The organism is Polynucleobacter sp. JS-JIR-II-b4, from assembly GCF_018687815.1.
In the GTDB taxonomy this organism is placed as follows: Bacteria; Pseudomonadota; Gammaproteobacteria; order Burkholderiales; family Burkholderiaceae; genus Polynucleobacter.
Genome location: NZ_CP061306.1, coordinates 1,044,267 through 1,065,136, shown reverse-complemented (window position 1 = coordinate 1,065,136; position 20,870 = coordinate 1,044,267). Strand labels below are relative to the sequence as shown.

Sequence of the window (20,870 nt, the reverse complement as noted above, 5' to 3'; positions counted from 1 at the left end):
TTAAAAGGCTGCGCGAACGCCAACCATGAGACTTCTTCCTGGTTGTGGCGCATATAGTCGTACTGCCATGGGTGATGTAGCGTAGCGAATCTCTTCATTAAGTAGGTTCTTTAGGATGAGATACCCAGTCCAATTCACTTTTCCAATGCGCTCAGTGTAGGAGAGGTTGGCATTCACAAGATTGTAACTTGGTGTTGGGCCGATTTCCCAGCTAGCCAACTTGTTTTGTTGATAGCTGTAAATATAGGTAGCACTTGTTAACCAGCCGTTACGTTGGTAAGCCAATTCACTGCCTAGACGTGGTGCCGGTTGTAGCGGAAGATTGCCTCCGGCGGTAAATGTTCCTTGTGATACATCACCAAACAATCTGCCCCCCACGCCGGTCTCATTCCAGTTATAGCTAAGCTCTGCTTCTGCACCTTGAATAGAGGCATTCGCTTGAGAGGCTTGAACTACTGAAAAGTTTTCATTGGCTTGGCTATAGGCGCCAGTGTAGTAGCCATAGATGTAGTTACTAAATTGGTTCCTGTAAATACTAGCTTTGCTACGGATTACTCCTAGGCTTTTCTGAAAGCTCAGTTCTAAATTATGTGATGTTTCTGTGCTTAGGTTTGCATTACCGATATCGAATGTTGCGGTTGAATCATGAGGTCCATAGGAGTAAAGCTCTTGTGCAGATGGCGCTCTTTGAGAGACTGTATAGGCAAGACCTATGCCGTATCCTTTGGCAATATCGAACATTCCACCAGCTGAATAGGACATTAAATTAAATTGTCTACTCTGTAGTGATGGAGGGCCATAAGATGTCGGGACAAATTCCTGACTGCTTACACTTGGAAACTGAGTCCCAGAATTCGGATTTTGGGTGGTGTAGCTATAGCGAGCCCCAAGACTTGTTTTTAAAGGGCCGTATCGACCTTCTTCAACCAAAAATAGGGCAGTTGCATTCGATTTTGTCTGCGGAACAATAGCGTAATTATTCGTAGATAAATCTGTGGCATTTAGAGTTGCGCCGGTAATTTGCGCGCCTAATATACCCTTGGATCCCAGCAATTCTTTGTGTGCCAACTCTAGCCTAGCTTCAGTGGCAGTGTTGTTCCATTGTGTGGAGGCAACCCCATTATTAGTAAATTCGGTGTGTTGGTAATTGGTATTGGCAGCACTAATTTTGACCGAGTTAAAGCCATCAAACGGATCATTAGTTTGGTGAGCAAAATCGTAACGATTCTGCGACTGCTGAATAAATCCACCTTCTGCAGTAGGAATTCCGTAGTTGTGATTCATGCGCTCTAAAGAGATGCCGGTGTATCCATCGGAGCGAACATAGCTCGCTCCTAAGCCCATACTATTTTCATTGCTAAAAGAGAAGGGTAACTTGCCGCTGTAGGGGATATTCACTGGCTGACCTGGATTGATAGACCAATTAGCATTTGGTCCACCTTGTTCTGCAAAGCCTGGGATGCGATAGTTATTCGAATTACTGATTGCTGAATCAAAGTGGAGCGCTAAAGGCCCCGCAGGTGCATCTAATTCAATATTGGCAGTCTTACCTTGATTCACTGTTTCGTAGCTGGTATTGAGTGCGCCAGATACCGCATCAGGCATTGAGGTGACAATGCGATCATTCACAACGTTTACCAGGCCACCGCTTGAGCCTGATCCATAAAGCAGGGCAGAGGCACCACGCAAGATTTCTATCTGATGGGTATTTTGCATTGGGCTTGCAACCGCATGGTCTGGCGAGATGCTGGAAACATCACCAACCGATAAGCCGTTCTGCAAGATTTGTACTCGCGCGCCATCTAGGCCTCGAATAACTGGTCTTGAAGATCCTGCCCCATAGCCAGTTGCAGATATTCCCAGTTCATTGGCAAGTGTTGCTCCTAGAGTTCCGGAAAGCTTGTTTTGAAGTTCATCACCAGCTAATACTTTATTTGGCGAGAGGAAACCTTGGCCACTTTCTCGCACACCTGTGACATCTAGTTGAGGCAAAGCCTCTGCTTGGTTTTGAGACCAAGCAGGATTCATTAGCAAAGTGCAGGCCAGTGCCATTAGACGATTGCAAGAAAATTGTGTAAAACGATAATTCATATTCATCCAGATTCACCAATACATGGTGAGCAATTAAAACGGAGGTGCGCAATAGAGCGCTTTGTTTTAAAGGATGAAAGTAGGGGGAGCGCGTGAGTGGTAAGAGCTACCAGTCAAGCTTCGCAACGAAGGATTGCTTGAATTTTGTAGATCTAAAGCGCTGACAAGAATAACCGGGGCTTGAATGTGATTACTTGGTACAAATCCTGCAAGTGAAAGTGCGTCAAACAAATGACAGACATCCGAGCTGTGATTGAAACTCTTATCAATATTGGCAGAGGTATTAGCTTCCAGTACTTGATTTTGGAAGCCAGTATGAGAAATGCTATGTGAGAGGCCTATCCAGTGGGTGCCAAGCAAGCAAAATACTAGCAATGCCGCTGTAAACGCAGCATGAATTTGCTTCATAAATTTGCTTGAAAAATAGGCAACCATGGGACGAATCTTACAGGATTTGCCTGGAATGGCCTTCTCGGTGTAGAATATCGATTCCGTCGGAGTGTAGCGCAGCCTGGTAGCGCACCTGCTTTGGGAGCAGGGGGTCCAAGGTTCGAATCCTTGTACTCCGACCACTTTCCCTTATTGTTCTAGATATACCCAGCATATAACTGCCCATAGCTCAGCTGGATAGAGCAACGCCCTTCTAAGGCGTAGGTCGCACGTTCGAATCGTGCTGGGCAGGCCAAAAACTTCAAAAATATTGACAACTACGTCCTAGACAGTACTAAAGTACTTATCATATCTAATAACTGTAACTAATATATAAATTCAAAGGGGTAGGGATGCCAATATTCTCAAAAAGAACACTGGTCGGTTTTTTGTCGACTTTAATCGTAGCTGCACCAGTGTTTGCTCAAGATAGTAATACATCAAATCCACTACCAAAAGTCTCGCAAGAATGGCGCTTTGAAGTTACCCCCTATGTATGGGCGCCTGGAATTAAAGGCACTATCAATTTTGATAATGGCCTCGCGAAAACTGCTGATTTTTCTTCGAGCAATGTGCTCAGCAATCTCAAGTCTGGCGCAATGATGGCTGCTGAAGCACACAAGGGTAACTGGGGCATTATGGGCGATCTTGTTTCAGCCACGTTGCAACATTCAGGATCAGTTCCCGTATATGGCGGCGCTGCCACCGTAGCAGACAAAATTACGCTGCAGCAAACAATTTTAACTGGCGCCGCAACTTATACGCTTGCTAATACGCGGGACGCATATGTTGACGCATTGCTAGGAGCTCGGGCAATTGATATCACGGCCACCTTAAGCGGCAATTTAGTTGGTACTTCTGAAAAAGAAACGATTTCAAAGAAAACCTCGACGGTCGACCCTATCATCGGTGCTAAAGGTCGTTACCGTATCGCTGATTCAAGTTGGTATCTGCCTGCCTATGCTGATATCGGCGGCGGTGGTGGCACTACGAATTTGACATGGCAGGTAATGGCTGGCATTGGTAAATCATTTGGTAGCTTGATTGATGCGTCATTGACGTATCGCGCGTTGTATTACGACATGAAGGCTGGTGGTGTTTTGCAAAAGACCACGATGCAAGGTCCGCAAGCTGCCATTACCTTTAAATTTTGATTCTGAATCACTGATCCCATGAAAACATTCAAACGTATTCTTGTCGTTATCGCAGCGACTACATTGTCTAGCCTAGTAGCTGCTCAAAGCAGTAGCGCTCCTGATGGGGGTGTGGATAAGGTCGGCATTGCTAAAAAACTAGCCAACCCGATTGCCAATATGATTTCGGTACCACTGCAATACGAATTTAGTCGTGGTGTCGGTAAAAATCAGGGGGGTTCAGAGCAGACCTTGCTCTTTCAGCCAGTAACTCCATTTGATCTTGGTGGCGGAGATACTTTTATTGTTCGCCCGATTGTTGCCGGTGTAAGAGAGGTCAGTGTTCAGGCTGCGAATGGACAATCATTTTCGGGTTATGGCATTGCTAGTGTTACGGTGGAATCGTTCTATGCACCTAACACCAATTCATCTTGGATCTGGGGGGTGGGTCCCTATGCTGTATCTCCCTCGGGCAATAGCGGCAAGTTTGGCTCACAACAAACTGGTGCTGGTGTGACGGGTGTAGTTCTGAATCGTCATGGTCCCTGGACGTATGGATTACTAGGTTATCAATCTTGGAGTGTAGGTGGCAATCCAAGCTTTGGCACGCAAAACAATTTATATGGCCAACCGTTTGTCGCTTTCACCAACAAGGATGCATTTACTTATACCGTGAATATGGAGGCGCAATATAACTACGACACGCATCGTACTTCCAACCCCTTATATGCCGGCGTATCGAAATTAATGGTATTTGATGGCGTACCTTTGCAGTTTGCCGCTGGCCCTATGTATTACATTAGCAATACTCCAGGTGGTCCGTCAGGATGGGGCGCTCGTGCCACAGCAACTTTAGTCATTTTGAAATAAACGAAAGCGTTGGAAGACTGATACCAGGCTTTATATAAGGATTCATATGAAACAAATCATCACTCATAAAATTATTGCTACATCACTCTCGCTAACCTTAGTATTTGCTCCCTTTTTGAGTGAGGCATGTACTGCTGTGAATATCACTGCAAAAGATGGCTCTGTTGTTGCGGGTAGAACAATGGAGTGGGCTTTTGATATGAAGTGGCAATTAACCGTCAATCCCAAAGGTACAGCTATCGCCTTAACTGCGCCTAGTTCAATGAAATTACCTGCAAGCAGTTTGTCGAGTAAATATGGATTTGCAGGTATCTCACCAGCCATCCTACCAGGACCACCTGCCTACTTAGAGGGTCAAAATGAAGCTGGTCTTGCGATTAGTGGAAACTTCTTGCCAGGCTTTACTGAATACCAGACAGTCAGCCCGCAAGACAAAAACTACGTTTCGATTCTCAATTTAGGCGGCTTTGTTTTGGGGATGTTTGCTACAGTCAAAGAGTTGCGTAATGAATTACCTAAATACAAAGTTTGGTTTGATCCAAGTGAAGTAAAGGGTTTGCCAACCCCACCATGGTTGCATTTTGTTTTAACTGATCGAAGTGGCGAGAGTATCGTGATTGAGTTTGTAAAAGGCCAAATGGTTATCCACAATAATCTTGCAGGCGTCTTAACCAATGCTCCAACCTATGACTGGCACCTGAATAACGTACGCAACTATTTGTCACTAACAGCAACTGCTACCCCCTCTGTGACTGTTGGGAAAGTTAATGTAACTGAGTTAGGACAGGGCGGTGGTTTGATTGGCTTGCCTGCGGATTACACGCCACCATCGCGTTTTGTCAGAGCTGCTTATCTCAAACAGCTTGCCTATCAGCCTAGCAATAGCATTGATGCTGTTGCGTTAACGGGCCATATTTTAGATAATGTGGACATTCCTATGGGAGTTGCAAGATCTACTGATGGCAAGCAGGTAGTCTCTGATTACACGCAGTGGATCAATCTGAAGGATTTAAAAAATAACAAGATGAAGATTGCTAATTATGCAAGTCGTACCAACTTTATCGAGATTGATTTGAACCAAATGTTTAAATCTGGAAAAACGAAAAGCTGGTTAGTGGATAAATTGCCTTACCCACAAAACGATTTGACAGCAGAACTCTTAAAATAAATTAGTAGATAAACCGCCTTCGGGTGGTTTATTTTTTAGTGCATCAAAATAGGTTCATTTGTTCATGAAAATTTCAAAACCTTAATACCTCGGCCATTTATGCGTATCCTCAAAATTATTTTCTCTGCAGTTTTTCTTTCGCTAGCCATCCCGGTCTTTGCTGACAATGCAGTGATTTATTTCAATGGCGACATCTTGACGATGGAGGGTGATAAGCCACAGTATGTTGAAGCAGTCGTAGTGAAGGGCAAGAAGATCGCTTATGTCGGTAATCTGCGAGACGCTTTAAATGGAGCCGGCGCTAATCCAGTAATGCAGGATTTAAAAGGTCAAACTTTATTGCCAGGCTTTATTGATGCCTGGGGCCACTTTACCCTGATTGCTCAGAACACTCTCGCTGTCAATCTGGGGTACTTTTCAAAAAATCCGCCGAAAACTACTAAGCAGCTAATAGACCGCTTGAAAGCAGAAGCGAGGCCATTTAATGGTTGGATTATTGGCGCAGAGTATGCAGACGCTTTTCTTACCGACGGCCCCTTAACTATTGCTCAGTTAGATGCAGCATTTCCGAATCAACCAGTATTTGTTAATAATATTTCTACCTTGACCGGGATTGTGAATTCTGCGGGTCTAAAGAAGCTAGGATTTACCAAAGCCACTAAAGTGACACAAGGCATGCTGCCCGTTGATCCAAAGACAGGAAAACTTACTGGTGAGTTGATTGGTGATCCTAATTTCGAGGCAACAGCGAAGGTATTTGGTAAGTATTCTCAAGATTTAATGATGAAAACTTATCGCAAAGCCGAACAGATCTATGTCTCAAATGGATACACTACTGCGCAAAGTTATGAAACTACGATTCAAGATATTAGTAATATGCGCCAAGCAGTTGATCGTAATGTGATCAGCTTAGACCTGATTGCGTTGCCCACCTATGATGTGGTTGATCAATTGCTTGCAACTAATAAAAATTATCCTTTTGGAGTCTATACCAAGGGTGATGGCGGCTTTAAGGTTGCTGGAATACTGGTTTCTACAGACGGTGCGCCACAACTGCGTTTGGCCTATTTCACCAAGCCTTATAACGACACCACAGGATTTCCAAAAGAATGGCGCGGTATGGCTGTTGCTTCCCAGGATTTGGTTAATAAGTACGCAAAGTTAGCTTATGAAAAGAATATCCAGTACTTCGGCTATTCCAATGGCGATGCCGGTATTGATATGGCGCTTTCTGGAATTTCTAAAGCAATAAAAGAAACGGGTGTTACTGAAGATCGTAGATCAGTGATCTCCCATTCATTCTTTGTTCGTGATGATCAATTGGACCAATACAAAACCCATAAAATCCTGCCTCAATTTATGCCTAACCATATTTGGATGTATGGCGATGTATATAGAAAGATTCTAGGGGATGAGAGGGCTAACAATATGGTTCCGCTCAATTCGGCTAAGACAAAAGGTATGCAATTTGGTCTTCATAATGACACGCCATCATCAGGGCCAAGCGCATTGTTTACGATTTGGACTGCGGTTAATCGCAAGACCTATGGAGGCAGCAGTTTAGGCTCTGGTCAACGCCTTGATCCCTATACAGCGCTACGTGGCTTTACTTCTGTGCCTGCATATCAGTACAAAGAAGAGGCATTAAAGGGCACTATTACAGCTGGAAAACTTGCGGATATGGTGATTCTTGACCGCAATCCAATGAAAGTGGACCCAATGGAAATTAAGGATATTCAGATTGTGAAGACCATTAAGAATGGTAAGGATTTGTTTATTCGTCCATAGTTGGACAAAATTGTTTTTTTGAAGTTAAGTATCCTTCGGGCGATATTTTTTTGCATGGTCTAGATCAGATCACACTGGTTCTCACGATCTAGTGTCAGTTTAACCGACAGTAAATAATTCAGATCACCCAAATATCCTTCAAGCCGCGTTGCACAGTTTATTACACAGCGCCATTTTTACGCTGTAAGTCATTGAAATAATTGCATATTTAAGCAGCCACGAATTCTTCTAAGGCGTAGGTCGCACGTTCGAATCGTGCTGGGCAGGCCAAACATCCTCCTTTCGTACTATAGCTTCCAGAGTTGTAATCTTTTATGGTTATCTTTTTCCTGTATTGTCATAGAATGCCTTGATGAATATCCATTTAATTAAGATTTACCCATATTTAATTTGTTCAGCTCTAATTCTTTGTTCGTGCTCCACAGCGAAGTTAGAGGCACGTCTTGAGGCCAATCCCCAGTGTAAAGATGTTGTGAACGCCAAAACAGGTGCTTTAATGCCTTGCCCTGGTTCAGATAAGGCGTTTTATAGAGAGGTTGGTTTAGCTCCAGCAAAGCCGGCTCCGGCAGTGAGCAATCCAGTCGCTTCTTCGCCAACTACAGCAACTACATCAACTTCAGTGCAGACACCATTAAATAATGTTCAATCGTCAGCGCCGGCTGGCTTACCTCAGACGACTCCCGCTCAAGTTGAATGCAAACCCCAGATTCATAAAAAGACAGGCGGAACCTTGCCATGTCCAGCCCCGGACTAAATTGATCTAGGTATGATGATCTTTATTAATGGAAGTCTTACAAAGTAACTTAACCCATCACTCGGAATCACCATGAATAAAATGAAAGTACTGTTAGCATCATTTGCTACAGCAATGACTTTGGCTGCATGTAGCAATGCACCTAAATTGGCTACGCAGCCAATGCCTAGATCTGGATTTTTGCCTGATTACAATCTGTTGGTTCCAATGGCTAGCGCTGATAAAGATACTCGTATTTGGAGATATCGTATTTCAGGCGTGAACCCCGGTTCATATACTGCAGTAATCTTGGACCCGATTTACCTGAATCAAAATGCCACCAAGTCAGTCAGCCTGGATGATATTAATAAGGCAAAAGCTGCGCTCCAAGCATCTATGGTTGAGGCTGTTAATTCTCGCGGCACTATCAAGATAGTTAATAAACCAGGACCTGGTGTTGCACGCATCTCTGTTGGCATTACTGGCGCCGAAAGTTCAGCCGATAGCTTGCAACCATGGAATTTCACACCAATTGGTTTGGCAATGAATGCTGCTGCTTATGCTGGCGGTGTAAATTCCAAAACACCAGCGCTGTTGGTTGAGAGCAAAATTACGGATAGTCAATCAAAACAATTATTAGGAGAAGGTTTGATCACTATACAAGGTGAATCCTTTAGAACTAACTCCGGATCTGCAGATTCATTTGTTGCAATGGCGAAGAAAGTGGTCCGCTCAGCAATGGAAACATCAGCTAACCCAATGCCAACTGGTCAATAAGTTTTCATCATGAACACACTTATTCAAAAAATAGTCGCCATTGCCTTAGCATCCTTGATTGGAATTCCATTGCTGGCTATAGCTGATGATGCAACTCGCGATAAAGAAATTGCTGAGCGATTTGCTAAATGCGATGTAAATCATGATGGCAAGTTAACTCGAGAAGAGGCCAATGGTTGCATGCCTCGTATTTATGACCACTTTAGTTACATCGACTCAAGCAACAAAGGTTATGTAACCGTGGCTGAAATTCAGGCTATGGCTAATCGTTAATATTTAAAATATAAGGGCCTCTTAGGAGGCTCTTTTTTATTGGGTGAATGATGTTTGTATCTTTTCCTGGTTTTGAAGCTAAAACATTTCACACTGACTCTGAAGAGGGCTCTATAGAGATCTCCTATCTAATCGGTGGCAGCGGTCCTCCATTATTGTTGCTTCATGGCTTCCCACAAACAAAGGCAATCTGGAGTCAAGTGGCGCCGGAGTTAGCCAAAAGCTTTACGGTAGTTGCTGCAGATTTAAGGGGTTACGGTGCGTCATCAAAGCCTCATGGCAAAAGTGATCACTCAACGTATTCAAAAAGATCAATGGCCGCAGATCAACATGCATTGATGAAAAGTTTAGGTTTTAATCAATTCTTCTTGCTTGGGCATGACAGAGGCGGAAGAGTTTCTCATCGCCTGGCAATGGACTTCCCTGAAAGTGTCTTGCGATTAATGGTTTTGGATATCTCTCCAACATTAACAATGTATGAGAACACCACTATGGAATTTGCTAAGGGATATTGGCATTGGTTCTTCCTGATACAGCCAGAACCAGTTCCAGAAACTCTGATCGGTGCCAATCCAGAATATTGGCTTAAAAATCATATGGGTCGCCATGCGGGCACGGGGATATTTTCCCCAGATCGATGGTCGGAGTATTTGGTTGGGGCTAGTCATCTAGAAAGCATGCATGCGATGTGTGAAGATTACCGAGCTGCCGCTACGATCGACCTTATTCACGATCGCTCGGATCGTGCTGCAGGCAAGATGCTGAAGATGCCGCTGAAGGTGTTGTGGGGTGAGCATGGTTTAGTAAACCAGTGCTTTAAACCCTTAGAGGACTGGAGGGTTGTGGCCAAGGATGTTGCTGGAAAAGCTGTTCCCAGTGGTCACTACATACCAGAAGAGATTCCTGACGTTTTGCTGGCAGAGGCCAGACAATTCTTTGGCTAAAAGCTCAATAAGCAAGCTTCAAAACAAAAAACCCTAAATAAATCAAATATTTAGGGTTTTTTAACAATCACTCAGGGTGGAAGTTATTGCTTGCCATGAAGCTAATAGTGCGCTCGAAGCCAAGGATGCGGATATAACGCCAAGCAATATCGCGGTATTTGCTGTCCAGATAGCCAATAGCTACTTCAGGCGTCCTTGTGGACAAGTCGATCTCTTGAATTGCACGGGCCCAACGTTTGAGTCTTGTTGACATAATTGTCACCTCCATGGCTATACAACGCATGGAAAAGCGGTCGAGATGACACGAATTACAAAATATTTATCAAAAAAGCAGCTGTTTTTCTTAAATGGAGACAACTTTATGGGGATTAAGGATATTTTGGGGATCTAAAGCTCTTTTGAGGGTCTTCATGAGCTCGTGGGCCACTTCACCCTTATGAGCCCTTAAGCCCTCTAATTTAAGCTGTCCTACACCGTGTTCTGCAGAAATGGAGCCATTACAGCGCTCGACCTGGGCATATACGAGCTCATGGATGGGTTTTTCATTTGCTTCGTTGAAAGTCTTGGGATCTGTGCCCAAGGGTGGGGCAATGTTGTAATGCAGGTTTCCATCCCCTAAATGGCCAAAATTGATGATTCTGACACCCGGAAACTTTGCCGTCATCAGGGCATCGGTTTCTTTGATAAAGCGATCAAGCGATGAAAGGGGGATGGTGATGTCATGTTTGAGGTTTGCGCCTTCTTCAGCTTGCGCTAGCGTAATGTGTTCCCGCATATGCCAAAAAGCATTGGCTTGACTTAAGTTGCTGGCAACAACGGCGTCGCTGATAAGACCAGATTCGAAGGCTTCCTCCAAAATAGTTTCCAGAAGTTGCCTGACATGATCCTCGCTCTCATGATCTGACAATTCAATCAGTAGGGTAAATGGCGGATTATCTTGGAGTGGATTTGCCATTTGAGGAAAGTGCTTCTCATTTAACTCCAAAGACTCCTGCGTCATCATTTCAAAACCGGTTAGCAATGAGGTTGCGCGCTTCTGAAAGAGATTTAAAAGTGCAATTGAAGAGGCGATGGTTTCACATGCGACTAGGGTAGTCCATTGAGAGATCGGTAGTGGGTATAACTTCATGACTGCAGCGGTAATGATTCCCAAGGTACCTTCAGATCCAACAAACAAGTCACGCAAATCGTAACCCGTATTGTCCTTGCGCAAACCTTTGATGCCATTCCAAATCTCACCTTTAGCAGTAACAACTTCAAGACCTAGACATAGATCACGTGCATTTCCGTAGCGAAGCACATTGGTTCCACCGGCATTGGTTGCTAAGTTGCCGCCGATCATGCAACTACCCTCAGCACCCAGACTTAAGGGGAATAAAAATCCCTGTTCAGCGGCTTTTTCTTGCACGGCTTGCAAAATGCATCCCGCCTCAAGTGTGATGGTTTGATTGGCAGTATCGATTTCACGAATCTGATTCATGCGCTTGAGATTGAGGATGACTTGCTTACCGCTGTTATCGGGTGTAGCGCCGCCACAAAAGCCGGTATGCCCACCTTGAGGGACTATAGCAACCTGGCTTGCAGCGCAGAGCTTGACGATACTTGCTACTTCAGCAGCATTACCAGGCAAAAGAACTGCAAGTGCTTTTCCCGTAAAGCGTTTACGCCAATCAGTTAAGTAGGGCGCTTTATCCTCATCTTGAGTCAGAATATATTTTGTCTCAAGTACTGTAGATAGCTGATTGATGAAGTTTTGCATTCTTACTCCGCAGCTGCCTTCTTGAGAGCCTTAGCTTCTTTTTTGATGGGCTTTAAATACATGAGTAAACAAACAAAGCCGATAGTTGAGAGAATAATTTCTAGCAAAGCAAGCCAAAAGTTGGTCCCTGTTTCGAGAATGCGAACCAAGCCTTCAGTTGTATATAGCAGTATCAACATTGAGGCCCACTGCATTGTGTAAACCTTACCTTTCCATATCCCAGGAATAGCGAATAGCAAAGGTACGCCTTTCAGGATTAACCAGGATCCACCAGGTCGGAGAGGGGAGACGAACCACTCCCAACAGGCACACAAGATAAATAAATCAATAAAAGCAGCTGTTGCTATAAGTTGGTATGGATTTTTGTCGAGAATCTTTTTTATCATGATGACGGCTGAATGGATTACCTTTTATTTTGAAAAAGCATTAAGGCAGTTTCAGCTAAACGCTTACCCTGTGCCTTTGCTAGACGCTGCTCTTCGGGGCTGATAGGCGCACGTCCATCGGCATGGGCGAGATGAGTTACTCCATAGGGACTGCCACCAGTATTGGAAGACATGAGGTCAGGCTCGCTGTAAGGAATCCCCATCAGCATCATGCCGTGATGCATCAGTGGAATCATCATTGTTAAGAGGGTGCTTTCTTGACCGCCATGCATGCTGCCGGTACTCGTAAAGACGCAGGCCGGCTTACCAATTAAGGCGCCATTCAACCACTCTGAAGAACTACCGTCCCAAAAGTATTTCATCGGCGCCGCCATATTGCCAAAACGAGTCGGAGACCCTAAAGCAAGACCAATGCACTCCTTTAGGTCTGAATATTCAGCGTAAGGCGCTCCATCCTGGGGAACGGCTGCCTCTGTAGCCTCACAAACCGCAGATATGGGGGGTACGGTTCTCAAGCGGGCATTTGCCCCTGATACGCTCTCGATACCCTCGGCAATCAGGCGCGCCAGATCCTTGGTTGCACCATAACGGGAGTAGTACAAAACTAAAATATCGTGTTGGCTCATATTGATCTCTTATGATACGGCGATGCGCCTTATTCGTAACCCCCAATTATGGCTCTCTCTGGCTAAAGAGATCTGGGAGCGAAATCGCGGTCAAAATTTGAAGCAAATTGCAGCTAGCCTGGCATTTACAACAACCCTATCGATGGTGCCGATGGTGACAATCGCCACCATGTTGATTGGTCACCTCCCAAGCGTCATCCAAGTTAAGAATACCTTTAGATCCTGGCTTTTGGACACTTATATGCCGGGCGGCATTAACCAACAGGTATTCATTTACTTAGAACAATTCTCATCCCAAGCAAAAGGCTTAACCTATGTGGGCTTGGCCGGACTGATCATCACGACAATCATGACTTTGGCGGTGATAGAGGGTGCCTTTAACCAAATATTCAAGGTCACTGCAAGACGCCCTTTGTATAAAAAAATTGTGATCTATAGTGCAGCAACTATCCTAGGTCCAATCATGCTTGGCGTTGGCATTTACTTAAGTGGCGTTTTATTTAGTGCCTCAGAAGGCTGGATCAGCGCGGTATCTTTTGGCTTTCAATTAGTGGCTGCGATTGCCCCAATCTTTTTGGCCATCCTGGTCTATGCAGTGGTCTACAAAATTCTTCCTTACGCTAAAATTTTGTGGCGAGACGCCTTTGCAGGAGCTTTCGTAGCGGCACTTGCCTTTGAGCTAATGAAGTTTGGTTTTGCCATTTTCTTGGGCAACACAGCCTTCTATAAGACGGTATATGGCGCTTTTGCGATCTTGCCTCTGGGTTTAACGTGGATCTATATGACCTGGTGGATTACCTTAACCGGAGCGGTATTGGTTGCTAATTTGCCGGATATTCGAAGCGGCGTCATTAGGGTTATTCGTTACTAAAAGTTGCGCCTAAGCTCTTGATTCGCGGAGACCTTGAGTCTATATTGGATCTATAAATACATTGTTTTCGGAGACCAAATGAAAGTACGTGACATATTACGCGTCAAGGGCAGCACCCTTTTTACAGTAGCCCCTGATACAGCTCTGCAAACTGCAGTGCTAGTAATGAGTGAGCACGACATTGGTTCATTAGTGGTCATGGAGTATGACAAGCTGGTTGGCATTCTGACCTTCCGTGAAGTCATTGCCGCTTTAGCTAAGCATCACGGCAAGCTTGAAGGTCTTCAAGTGAACTCCGTAATGAATAAAATACCTTTGACCTGCAATATGGAAACCGAGATTGATGAGGTTCGGCGCATGATGCTGGTAGACCATGCACGCTATTTGCCAGTAGTCGATCAAAAGATGTTGATGGGCGTTATTTCTTTCTACGACGTAGCGAAATCGGTAGTGGAGGCCCAGGACTTTGAAAATACGATGCTCAAGGCCTATATTCGTGATTGGCCGGAAGATACTGAAAAAGCAGCGTCCTAAGTCGTTCTAGCCATCATTTTCCGACAAATGACATAATGTCGATATGTCAGGAAATACTTTAGGCCTCCTTTTTACTGTTACCACTTTTGGTGAATCCCACGGTCCCGCAATCGGGGCGGTGGTTGATGGTTGCCCACCAGGCATGAATCTTTCTGAAGCCGACATTCAGCTGGACTTAGATCGTCGCAAACCAGGCACATCCCGTCACGTTACGCAGCGCAAAGAAGAGGACAAAGTTGAGATCCTTTCTGGCGTGTTTGAGGGTAAGACAACAGGTACGCCTATTGCGCTATTAATTCGTAATACAGACCAACGCAGTCAAGACTATGGCGACATCTTGCAGACCTTTAGGCCTGGTCACGCAGATTATGCGTATCAAAATAAATATGGCATTCGTGATCCCCGTGGTGGAGGTCGCTCATCGGCTCGCTTAACAGCGCCCGTTGTTGCTGCGGCAGCGATTGCAAAAAAATGGCTTCATGAAAAATATGGCACTGAGTTTTATGGCTACATGAGTCAATTGGGCGAACTTGAAATTCCATTTAAAGATATTGCTCAGATTGATCAGAATCCATTTTTTGCCGCAAATGCAGAAATCATCCCTCAGCTTGAAGTCTATATGGATGACTTGCGTAAAGCAGGGGACTCTTGTGGGGCACGTATCGAGGTACGAGCTCGTAATGTTCCTGCAGGTCTGGGTGAGCCTTTGTTTGATAAATTGGATGCCGATATTGCGCATGCCATGATGGGTATCAATGCAGTGAAGGGTGTTGAGATTGGCGCTGGCTTTAAGTCAGTGTCTCAACGTGGTAGCGAGCATGGAGATGAGCTTCATCCCGATGGCTTTGCAACGAATAATTCTGGGGGCACCCTGGGTGGCATTAGCAGCGGTCAAGATCTGCGTATTTCCATTGCGATCAAGCCAACTTCTAGCATCATGAGCCCAAAGCAATCCATTGATTTAGATGGAAAGCCGATTACAGTTCAAACCAAAGGCAGGCATGACCCTTGCGTTGGTATTCGTGCAACACCGATTGCTGAAGCAATGTTGGCGCTTGTTTTAATGGATCATGCTCTACGCCATCGCGCTCAATGTGCTGATGTTCCAGATGCCGCATCTATTCCAGCCTCTCAACCAGGCTCATTGCGCGATTAATTGGCTTAATCGATGACGCCTTCGCTACGCTGGGCCTTCGGGTCCTTTTTCTTTTTATATTTCGCTTATGTTGGGTTGGTTTCTCCATATGCCAGCTTGTTCTTTTTAGAACGGGGCTTTAGCGTTATAGAAATTGCTGCATTGATGTCTATGTTACAGATCACCCGCATTGTTGGTCCATTTTCTTGGGGTTGGTTATCGGACTACCTTTCTAATCGGATTAGCATTATTCGATTCTGCGCATGTCTTGCGGCGGTTGTTTTCTTATGCATTTATTTCTTGCACAGCTACATCGGGTTTTTTATTTGGATGTTTGTGTTGCACACCATTTTGAGTAGTTTGATGCCGCTTGGTGAGTCAGCCACTATTCATGCCTTATATAAAGATAATTCCTTCGATAAGCGTTACGGACGCTTGCGTCTGTGGGGGTCTATCGGCTTTATTGCCATGGTTCTTGCCGCAGGAGAGCTATTCCAGCGCAAGAGCATTGGGCTTTATCCCATTGTGGGCACCGTTGTTTTACTAGCCTTAGCTCTTATTACCTTTTGTTTGCACGAGCCCAAGATGGAGCGTCGCAAAATGGTTAAAGGGGAGTTATTGGTTGTGCTTTTTAATCCAGATGTTCGGTGGTTTTTAGTGTCTGGATTTTTTATGATCTTTGCCCACGCTGCTTTATATGTTTTTTACTCTCTTTATCTCTCTAACCTTGGCTACAACAAATTTCAGATTGGCCTGTTTTGGGCTCTAGGAGTTTTTGCCGAAGTCATTTTCTTTTACTTTCAAAGTAAGGTATTGAGCAGGCTAGATGCCGAGGTGATATTGCAGGCTGCCTTTGGAATTGGCGTTGTCAGATTTGCCTTAATAGCTTTCCTACCAATCACTTCTGTTTTGATAGTGGCGCAATTAATGCATGCTGGCACATTTGCTGCACACCATAGTGCCGCTACAAAACTTTTGCAACGCTGGTTCACAGGCCCGGTACAGGCTAGAGGTCAAGCTTTGATGGCCACCATCTCATACGGTCTTGGCGGAACGCTCGGAGGGTTATGTGCTGGCTGGATATGGGAAGCATCTCAACCAAGAGATGTATTTGTAATGTCCGCGTTTGCATGCGGACTGGCGGGTATGGCGATCCAAAAACTCAGACCGCGACGTTATCCCGCCAAATAGAACTACTTAGCTTTTTATTGAATCTTTGCTTTAGCGCGAAGTTTTTGCATCATTTCTGAGAACTTTGCCTTTTGCCAATTCTTATCAGAGATGATCATCTGCTTCAACTGAGCCTTCATTTCTTCAAAGCTTGGGGCTTGAATATCGCGAGAGTCAATCACTTTAATGATGTGCCAACCAAACTGTGACTTCACAGGCTTGTCAGTAATTTGCCCATTTTTGAGTTGGACCATTGCCTTAGAAAACTCTGGTACTAATGCTTTATCGCTAACCCAACCTAGATCGCCGCCATTTTTAGCAGAGCCAGGGTCGAGCGACTTTGCCTTAGCGATTTCTTCGAAATTAGCGCCTGCCTTAAGCTGCGCAGTAATTGCCTTGGCATCCGCTTCTTTTTCTACCAGGATATGTTCTACGTGATATTCCTTACCACTGTATTGCGCCTTTGCAGATTCATAAGCGGCTTTCAGATCCGCTTCTGCAACACCTTCTTTTTCAACATAATCCTCAAATACAGCGCCAACTAAAACCCCCATGCGTGCTTGCTCTAATTGCTCGCGCACCATTTCATTCTGAATGACGCCGCGCTTGTCAGCCTCCTGCAATACCAATTCACGGGTTACCAACATCTCACGAGCTTGATCGCGTACCTGCGGGTTATCGGGCTGTCCTGAACGTTGAACTAGCTTATCTAATTGGGCTTTAGGAATCGCTTTGCCATTCACGATGACGGCATTTTGTGCGATTGCATTTGCAGATAAAAGAGCGGCTCCAAGAAGGCTTATTGAGAGTATTTGACGTTTATTGATCATGGTTTTGATAATTAAATTAAAGGGAATAGCGCCATTCTAAAGTAGCCCTAGACAGCAACTTCGTCTGGGGCTAGGGCGGCAATGGTTAAAGCATGAATTTCCTTGGGAATATGGCGATTCAAGGCAGCATAAACAGCTCTATGACGTGCCACTAGGTTCAAACCCTTAAACTCTGGGGCGATGATTTCAAGTCGAAAGTGGCCGCCGCCACTAGCCGCGCCTGCATGGCCAGCATGAAGATGACTTTCATCTTCAATCTTTAAGGCTTGTACCTGAAAAGCTTTGCGAAGATCTTCATCGAAAGCGGCAATGCGTTGTTGATTGATGCTCATTCGCTTGGATGCTCCATATGCTTAGAGAGCCAAACCCCTTGAAGAATGACAAAAACCAATAAGAGACCAGTACTTCCAAACAACTTAAAGTTAACCCATGTTTCTTCTGAGTACTCAAAAGCAATATAAAGATTAAGTGCACCCATGATAAAAAAGAATATAGCCCAAGCTATATTGAGGCTATGCCAAACTGAATGCGCAGATTTTGCTTTAAGCGTTACCTGCTTTCCCATTAATACTTGTATCCAATTCTTTTGAAAAAACTGAGCGCTGATGAATAGGGCGCCTGAAAAGAGCCAGTAAAGAGCTGTTGGTTTTAACTGAATAAATGTTTTGTCATGCAAGAAGATTGTGAGGCTACCAAACACAACAATCATGACAAGACTTATCCATTGCATGGCATCGATCTTGCGATGGCGGTAATAGACCCAAAGAATCTGTCCGATAGTGGCCACCATGGCTACGATGGTTGCTGTGTATATGTCGCCCAGCTTAAAGGCGACAAAGAAGAGAATAATGGGGAAAAGGTCGAATAAAAATTTCATAAAGTGATTATCCAGCTATTTATTTATTCTTCATTTTTTGCGGGTATGGCGTTGGTACTTGGCTCAAAACTCAAGGATGCAGAGTTGATGCAGTACCGTAAACCGGTTGGCATTGGGCCATCCTCAAATACATGACCTAAATGGGCATCACAATTTGCGCAACGGACTTCGGTGCGAATCATGCCATGAGTAGTATCTCGAATTTCCTTAATAGAGGATGCAACTTCTGGGGCGTTATAGCTTGGCCACCCGCAACCAGCATCGAACTTGGTCTCTGATAGAAAGAGTGGCGTACTGCAGCAAACACACTGATAGCGACCCTTGTCCCAATGATCCCAGTACTTGCCGGTAAAAGGTCGCTCGGTTGCTGCTTCTCGAGTGACTCGATACTCTATATCACTTAATGACTGCTTATATTCTTGATCTGTTTTTTTCATGTTGACTCCAATAATATGATTTTCTTATAAAACGCCTATGAGGAGCAGCTTACTTCGACCATGTCCATATCAGGCGGTGGAGCTAGTGAGTAAGAAGCAAAATCTGGTTGCTCATCAAAGGGGCTACTTAAAATCTTAAGAAGCTTTGATACCTCAGAAAAGTCTTTTTTCTGCGCCTGCTCAATGGCAAACTGGGCGAGGTGATTTCGCAGGATGTATTTTGGGTTTACCCGATTCATTGCTAGGTGTCGCTCTGAATTAATGCTGGATTCATTCTGTAAGCGAGCTAAATAATCAACAAACCAAAGATCAATTGCATCACGGTCAATAAAATCATCTCTTAAGGAAATCTGCGAAATAGACAGATCTGAGTTGAGCTTTCCAAGGTTGCGAAAGAAGTTCGTGAAATCCACTTTTGAATCATGCATTGCCTGTAATAAGCGCTCAATCAGAGCGACGTCCCCATCTTGCGCCGTACTAAATCCTAATTTGTTACGAAACAACGATTGCCACTTATTCGCATAAATAACCGGAAACTCCTCAAGGGCAGCACGTAATTGCTCTTGCGCTTCTTTTTCGCTATGGCGGAGCTCGAGCAGTGGAATCATAGCGCTGGCCAAGCATGCCATATTCCAATGCATGATTTGTGGTTGACGATGGTAGGCATAACGACCACCTTGATCGCTATGGTTGCAAATATGATCGATCTGAAACTGGTCTAAAAATCCAAAAGGGCCATAGTCAATCGTCAATCCAAGTACGCTGATATTGTCACTATTGAGAACTCCATGACAAAAGCCCACAGCCTGCCATTGAGCGACTAATTTGGCATTGCGCGCACTAATTCTTTTGAATAAATCTAAATAGGGCTCGTTAGCCTGCAGGGATTCTGGGTAATGTATTTCTATGAGGTAATCTGCGAGCTCTTTTAACCTTGCATGATTTTGTAGTGAAGCGTAATGCTCAAAGTGTCCAACCCGAATAAAGCTTGGCGCCAAGCGAGCACAAACTGCTGCAGTCTCTAAAGTTTCCCTTCTGACAGGCATGTCTGAGCCAACAATTGATAGCGCTCTTGTAGTTGGAATTCCCAAAGTATGCATTGACTCGCTGCATAAGAATTCCCTAATAGATGAGCGCAATACAGCACGACCATCACCCATGCGGGAGAATCGCGTTATCCCAGCTCCTTTGAGCTGTAATTCTTGTCCAGCAATATCGCCTAACAATATTGCGCGTCCATCACCCAGTTGACCAGCCCACACCCCAAATTGATGTCCGCTATAGGCTGTTGCTATAGGATTTGGAAATTGATGATTGCTTGTATTTAAACCGTTCCCAGACAATACCTCTAGCCATGTTTTATCTACGGGAAGATTATTTTCGTCCAGGTCGATACCCACCAATTTGGCGGATGTGGGTGAAAATGCGACCCAGTAGGGATTGGGTATCGGGGTGGGGAGGGTTGCTTGGCAGGCATCATCGCCGCGTAAAGTAAAGGCCATAGAGGTATTCTAGGTGGATTTACTAAATCACGTGCATGGCTCTAAAATTAACCTATGAACAAACAAGTCCAAATGAATCCACAGACCCAGTTAGCTAATTTAGGCGAGGAATTGAATGTGCCTTTTTTAAAGCTTTTAGGTGTTCGTTGTTTAAGTGCTGAAATGGGCAAAGGGGAGATTTTGCTAGCCCTCAAACCCGAGCATAACAATACCTGGGAAGTCGCACATGGAGGTGTTTTGTTAACGCTGATGGATGTAGCTATGGCTGTTGCGGCACGTTCCGGCGATCCCGGCGATCGCAGTGTGGTGACCATTGAGATGAAGAATAATTTCATGCAAGCTGCAACCGGCGTGCTGAGAGTCAAGGCTGATACAGTTCGCAGAACAGCAACAATGGCTTTTTGCGAGGCCAAGCTTTATAACGATCAAGGTGAAATTTGCTGCATGTCTACCGGCACCTTCAAGTATCTGAAGCGCTTAGCAACTCGCAATGCGGATGGTGATCGAGTTATAAACGATGATGGTCGCTATGAATAA

General features: G+C 44.7%; 24 protein-coding genes and 2 tRNA genes. 15 read left to right on the top strand and 11 right to left on the bottom strand.

What is annotated here, in order from left to right:
• Together ICV90_RS05445 and ICV90_RS05440 are read right to left on the bottom strand one after the other, a co-directional pair.
• Positions 1–2,097, bottom strand: a complete 2,097-nt coding sequence (locus ICV90_RS05445) for a TonB-dependent receptor (RefSeq protein WP_251367696.1) — start codon at positions 2,095–2,097, stop codon at positions 1–3.
• 60 nt (positions 2,098–2,157) lie between these two features.
• A complete protein-coding gene (locus tag ICV90_RS05440; protein WP_215356820.1) occupies positions 2,158–2,499 on the bottom strand; it encodes a hypothetical protein in 342 nt (113 codons plus the stop codon).
• 87 nt (positions 2,500–2,586) lie between these two features.
• Here ICV90_RS05440 and ICV90_RS05435 point away from each other — a divergent pair.
• The 10 genes from ICV90_RS05435 to ICV90_RS05390 all read left to right on the top strand — a co-directional run bounded on the left by ICV90_RS05435 (position 2,587) and on the right by ICV90_RS05390 (position 10,206).
• Positions 2,587–2,663: transfer RNA gene (locus tag ICV90_RS05435), tRNA-Pro, on the top strand.
• Between the two features lie 36 nt (positions 2,664–2,699).
• A tRNA-Arg gene (locus tag ICV90_RS05430) sits at positions 2,700–2,776 on the top strand.
• Between the two features lie 97 nt (positions 2,777–2,873).
• Positions 2,874–3,674, top strand: a complete 801-nt coding sequence (locus tag ICV90_RS05425; RefSeq protein WP_215356819.1) for a hypothetical protein — start codon at positions 2,874–2,876, stop codon at positions 3,672–3,674.
• Between the two features lie 18 nt (positions 3,675–3,692).
• Positions 3,693–4,523: a hypothetical protein gene (locus ICV90_RS05420; RefSeq protein WP_215356818.1), complete on the top strand. Its 831-nt coding sequence runs from the start codon at positions 3,693–3,695 to the stop codon at positions 4,521–4,523.
• Positions 4,524–4,569: 46 nt separating this feature from the next.
• Complete coding sequence (locus ICV90_RS05415) at positions 4,570–5,691, top strand: choloylglycine hydrolase family protein (protein ID WP_215356817.1); 1,122 nt, start codon at positions 4,570–4,572, stop codon at positions 5,689–5,691.
• A gap of 99 nt (positions 5,692–5,790) precedes the next feature.
• Positions 5,791–7,479: an amidohydrolase gene (locus ICV90_RS05410; RefSeq protein ID WP_215356816.1), complete on the top strand. Its 1,689-nt coding sequence runs from the start codon at positions 5,791–5,793 to the stop codon at positions 7,477–7,479.
• A gap of 352 nt (positions 7,480–7,831) precedes the next feature.
• Positions 7,832–8,233, top strand: a complete 402-nt coding sequence (locus ICV90_RS05405; protein WP_215356815.1) for a hypothetical protein — start codon at positions 7,832–7,834, stop codon at positions 8,231–8,233.
• A gap of 72 nt (positions 8,234–8,305) precedes the next feature.
• Positions 8,306–8,989: a DUF3313 domain-containing protein gene (locus tag ICV90_RS05400; RefSeq protein WP_215356814.1), complete on the top strand. Its 684-nt coding sequence runs from the start codon at positions 8,306–8,308 to the stop codon at positions 8,987–8,989.
• A gap of 9 nt (positions 8,990–8,998) precedes the next feature.
• The gene (locus tag ICV90_RS05395; protein WP_215356813.1) at positions 8,999–9,262 is read left to right on the top strand and encodes an EF-hand domain-containing protein; all 264 of its coding nucleotides are present in this window, start codon (positions 8,999–9,001) and stop codon (positions 9,260–9,262) included.
• A gap of 50 nt (positions 9,263–9,312) precedes the next feature.
• Positions 9,313–10,206, top strand: coding sequence for an alpha/beta fold hydrolase (locus tag ICV90_RS05390; protein ID WP_215360394.1), 894 nt, complete (start codon positions 9,313–9,315; stop codon positions 10,204–10,206).
• A 67-nt stretch (positions 10,207–10,273) separates the two neighbouring features.
• Here the strand turns inward: ICV90_RS05390 and ICV90_RS05385 are convergent, their stop codons facing one another.
• The 4 genes from ICV90_RS05385 to wrbA form a co-directional block, all read right to left on the bottom strand.
• Positions 10,274–10,459: a hypothetical protein gene (locus tag ICV90_RS05385; RefSeq protein ID WP_072582447.1), complete on the bottom strand. Its 186-nt coding sequence runs from the start codon at positions 10,457–10,459 to the stop codon at positions 10,274–10,276.
• A gap of 90 nt (positions 10,460–10,549) precedes the next feature.
• Positions 10,550–11,965 (bottom strand): FAD-binding oxidoreductase, encoded by a 1,416-nt coding sequence (locus ICV90_RS05380; protein ID WP_215356812.1) that lies wholly within the window; start codon positions 11,963–11,965, stop codon positions 10,550–10,552.
• Positions 11,966–11,967: 2 nt separating this feature from the next.
• A complete protein-coding gene (locus ICV90_RS05375) occupies positions 11,968–12,351 on the bottom strand; it encodes a DUF2069 domain-containing protein (protein WP_215356811.1) in 384 nt (127 codons plus the stop codon).
• Positions 12,352–12,368: 17 nt separating this feature from the next.
• Positions 12,369–12,977 carry an NAD(P)H:quinone oxidoreductase gene (gene wrbA, locus ICV90_RS05370; protein ID WP_215356810.1) on the bottom strand — a complete coding sequence of 203 codons (609 nt, stop codon included), beginning with the start codon at positions 12,975–12,977 and terminating at the stop codon, positions 12,369–12,371.
• Positions 12,978–12,999: 22 nt separating this feature from the next.
• On the opposite strand from wrbA, the gene ICV90_RS05365 reads away from it, so the two are divergent.
• The 4 genes from ICV90_RS05365 (at position 13,000) to ICV90_RS05350 (ending at position 16,708) form a co-directional block, all read left to right on the top strand.
• Complete coding sequence (locus ICV90_RS05365) at positions 13,000–13,848, top strand: YhjD/YihY/BrkB family envelope integrity protein (protein WP_215356809.1); 849 nt, start codon at positions 13,000–13,002, stop codon at positions 13,846–13,848.
• A gap of 78 nt (positions 13,849–13,926) precedes the next feature.
• On the top strand, positions 13,927–14,382 hold the full coding sequence (locus ICV90_RS05360; RefSeq protein WP_215356808.1) for a CBS domain-containing protein: 456 nt from the start codon (positions 13,927–13,929) through the stop codon (positions 14,380–14,382).
• 43 nt (positions 14,383–14,425) lie between these two features.
• On the top strand, positions 14,426–15,538 hold the full coding sequence (gene aroC / locus ICV90_RS05355) for a chorismate synthase (protein WP_215356807.1): 1,113 nt from the start codon (positions 14,426–14,428) through the stop codon (positions 15,536–15,538).
• Between the two features lie 12 nt (positions 15,539–15,550).
• Positions 15,551–16,708 carry an MFS transporter gene (locus ICV90_RS05350; RefSeq protein ID WP_215356806.1) on the top strand — a complete coding sequence of 386 codons (1,158 nt, stop codon included), beginning with the start codon at positions 15,551–15,553 and terminating at the stop codon, positions 16,706–16,708.
• A gap of 14 nt (positions 16,709–16,722) precedes the next feature.
• On the opposite strand, the gene ICV90_RS05345 is transcribed toward ICV90_RS05350, so the two are convergent.
• Genes ICV90_RS05345 through ICV90_RS05325 form a run of 5 tightly spaced genes read right to left on the bottom strand, consistent with a single transcriptional unit; the run spans position 16,723 to position 20,333 of the window.
• Entirely contained in the window at positions 16,723–17,517 is a 795-nt protein-coding gene (locus ICV90_RS05345; RefSeq protein ID WP_215356805.1) for a peptidylprolyl isomerase, read from the bottom strand.
• Between the two features lie 47 nt (positions 17,518–17,564).
• Positions 17,565–17,849 carry a BolA family transcriptional regulator gene (locus tag ICV90_RS05340; RefSeq protein WP_215356804.1) on the bottom strand — a complete coding sequence of 95 codons (285 nt, stop codon included), beginning with the start codon at positions 17,847–17,849 and terminating at the stop codon, positions 17,565–17,567.
• A complete protein-coding gene (locus ICV90_RS05335) occupies positions 17,846–18,394 on the bottom strand; it encodes a septation protein A (RefSeq protein ID WP_215356803.1) in 549 nt (182 codons plus the stop codon). Before ICV90_RS05335 ends, ICV90_RS05340 begins: the two co-directional genes overlap by 4 nt.
• Before the next feature lie 23 nt (positions 18,395–18,417).
• Positions 18,418–18,831: a peptide-methionine (R)-S-oxide reductase MsrB gene (msrB, locus tag ICV90_RS05330; protein ID WP_215356802.1), complete on the bottom strand. Its 414-nt coding sequence runs from the start codon at positions 18,829–18,831 to the stop codon at positions 18,418–18,420.
• A 35-nt stretch (positions 18,832–18,866) separates the two neighbouring features.
• Positions 18,867–20,333, bottom strand: a complete 1,467-nt coding sequence (locus ICV90_RS05325) for a YdiU family protein (RefSeq protein WP_215356801.1) — start codon at positions 20,331–20,333, stop codon at positions 18,867–18,869.
• Between the two features lie 54 nt (positions 20,334–20,387).
• Between ICV90_RS05325 and ICV90_RS05320 the strand changes: the two genes are divergently transcribed.
• Positions 20,388–20,870 (top strand): PaaI family thioesterase, encoded by a 483-nt coding sequence (locus tag ICV90_RS05320; protein WP_215356800.1) that lies wholly within the window; start codon positions 20,388–20,390, stop codon positions 20,868–20,870.

Excerpts from the sequence above, each read along its gene's own strand:
- ICV90_RS05445 (WP_251367696.1), bottom strand. The coding sequence starts at position 2,097 with ATGAATATGAATTATCGTTTTACACAATTTTCTTGCAATCGTCTAATG.
- ICV90_RS05440 (WP_215356820.1), bottom strand. The coding sequence starts at position 2,499 with ATGAAGCAAATTCATGCTGCGTTTACAGCGGCATTGCTAGTATTTTGC.
- ICV90_RS05425 (WP_215356819.1), top strand. The coding sequence starts at position 2,874 with ATGCCAATATTCTCAAAAAGAACACTGGTCGGTTTTTTGTCGACTTTA.
- ICV90_RS05420 (WP_215356818.1), top strand. The coding sequence starts at position 3,693 with ATGAAAACATTCAAACGTATTCTTGTCGTTATCGCAGCGACTACATTG.
- ICV90_RS05415 (WP_215356817.1), top strand. The coding sequence starts at position 4,570 with ATGAAACAAATCATCACTCATAAAATTATTGCTACATCACTCTCGCTA.
- ICV90_RS05410 (WP_215356816.1), top strand. The coding sequence starts at position 5,791 with ATGCGTATCCTCAAAATTATTTTCTCTGCAGTTTTTCTTTCGCTAGCC.
- ICV90_RS05405 (WP_215356815.1), top strand. The coding sequence starts at position 7,832 with ATGAATATCCATTTAATTAAGATTTACCCATATTTAATTTGTTCAGCT.
- ICV90_RS05400 (WP_215356814.1), top strand. The coding sequence starts at position 8,306 with ATGAATAAAATGAAAGTACTGTTAGCATCATTTGCTACAGCAATGACT.
- ICV90_RS05395 (WP_215356813.1), top strand. The coding sequence starts at position 8,999 with ATGAACACACTTATTCAAAAAATAGTCGCCATTGCCTTAGCATCCTTG.
- ICV90_RS05390 (WP_215360394.1), top strand. The coding sequence starts at position 9,313 with ATGTTTGTATCTTTTCCTGGTTTTGAAGCTAAAACATTTCACACTGAC.
- ICV90_RS05385 (WP_072582447.1), bottom strand. The coding sequence starts at position 10,459 with ATGTCAACAAGACTCAAACGTTGGGCCCGTGCAATTCAAGAGATCGAC.
- ICV90_RS05380 (WP_215356812.1), bottom strand. The coding sequence starts at position 11,965 with ATGCAAAACTTCATCAATCAGCTATCTACAGTACTTGAGACAAAATAT.
- ICV90_RS05375 (WP_215356811.1), bottom strand. The coding sequence starts at position 12,351 with ATGATAAAAAAGATTCTCGACAAAAATCCATACCAACTTATAGCAACA.
- wrbA (WP_215356810.1), bottom strand. The coding sequence starts at position 12,977 with ATGAGCCAACACGATATTTTAGTTTTGTACTACTCCCGTTATGGTGCA.
- ICV90_RS05365 (WP_215356809.1), top strand. The coding sequence starts at position 13,000 with ATGCGCCTTATTCGTAACCCCCAATTATGGCTCTCTCTGGCTAAAGAG.
- ICV90_RS05360 (WP_215356808.1), top strand. The coding sequence starts at position 13,927 with ATGAAAGTACGTGACATATTACGCGTCAAGGGCAGCACCCTTTTTACA.
- aroC (WP_215356807.1), top strand. The coding sequence starts at position 14,426 with ATGTCAGGAAATACTTTAGGCCTCCTTTTTACTGTTACCACTTTTGGT.
- ICV90_RS05350 (WP_215356806.1), top strand. The coding sequence starts at position 15,551 with ATGACGCCTTCGCTACGCTGGGCCTTCGGGTCCTTTTTCTTTTTATAT.
- ICV90_RS05345 (WP_215356805.1), bottom strand. The coding sequence starts at position 17,517 with ATGATCAATAAACGTCAAATACTCTCAATAAGCCTTCTTGGAGCCGCT.
- ICV90_RS05340 (WP_215356804.1), bottom strand. The coding sequence starts at position 17,849 with ATGAGCATCAATCAACAACGCATTGCCGCTTTCGATGAAGATCTTCGC.
- ICV90_RS05335 (WP_215356803.1), bottom strand. The coding sequence starts at position 18,394 with ATGAAATTTTTATTCGACCTTTTCCCCATTATTCTCTTCTTTGTCGCC.
- msrB (WP_215356802.1), bottom strand. The coding sequence starts at position 18,831 with ATGAAAAAAACAGATCAAGAATATAAGCAGTCATTAAGTGATATAGAG.
- ICV90_RS05325 (WP_215356801.1), bottom strand. The coding sequence starts at position 20,333 with ATGGCCTTTACTTTACGCGGCGATGATGCCTGCCAAGCAACCCTCCCC.
- ICV90_RS05320 (WP_215356800.1), top strand. The coding sequence starts at position 20,388 with ATGAACAAACAAGTCCAAATGAATCCACAGACCCAGTTAGCTAATTTA.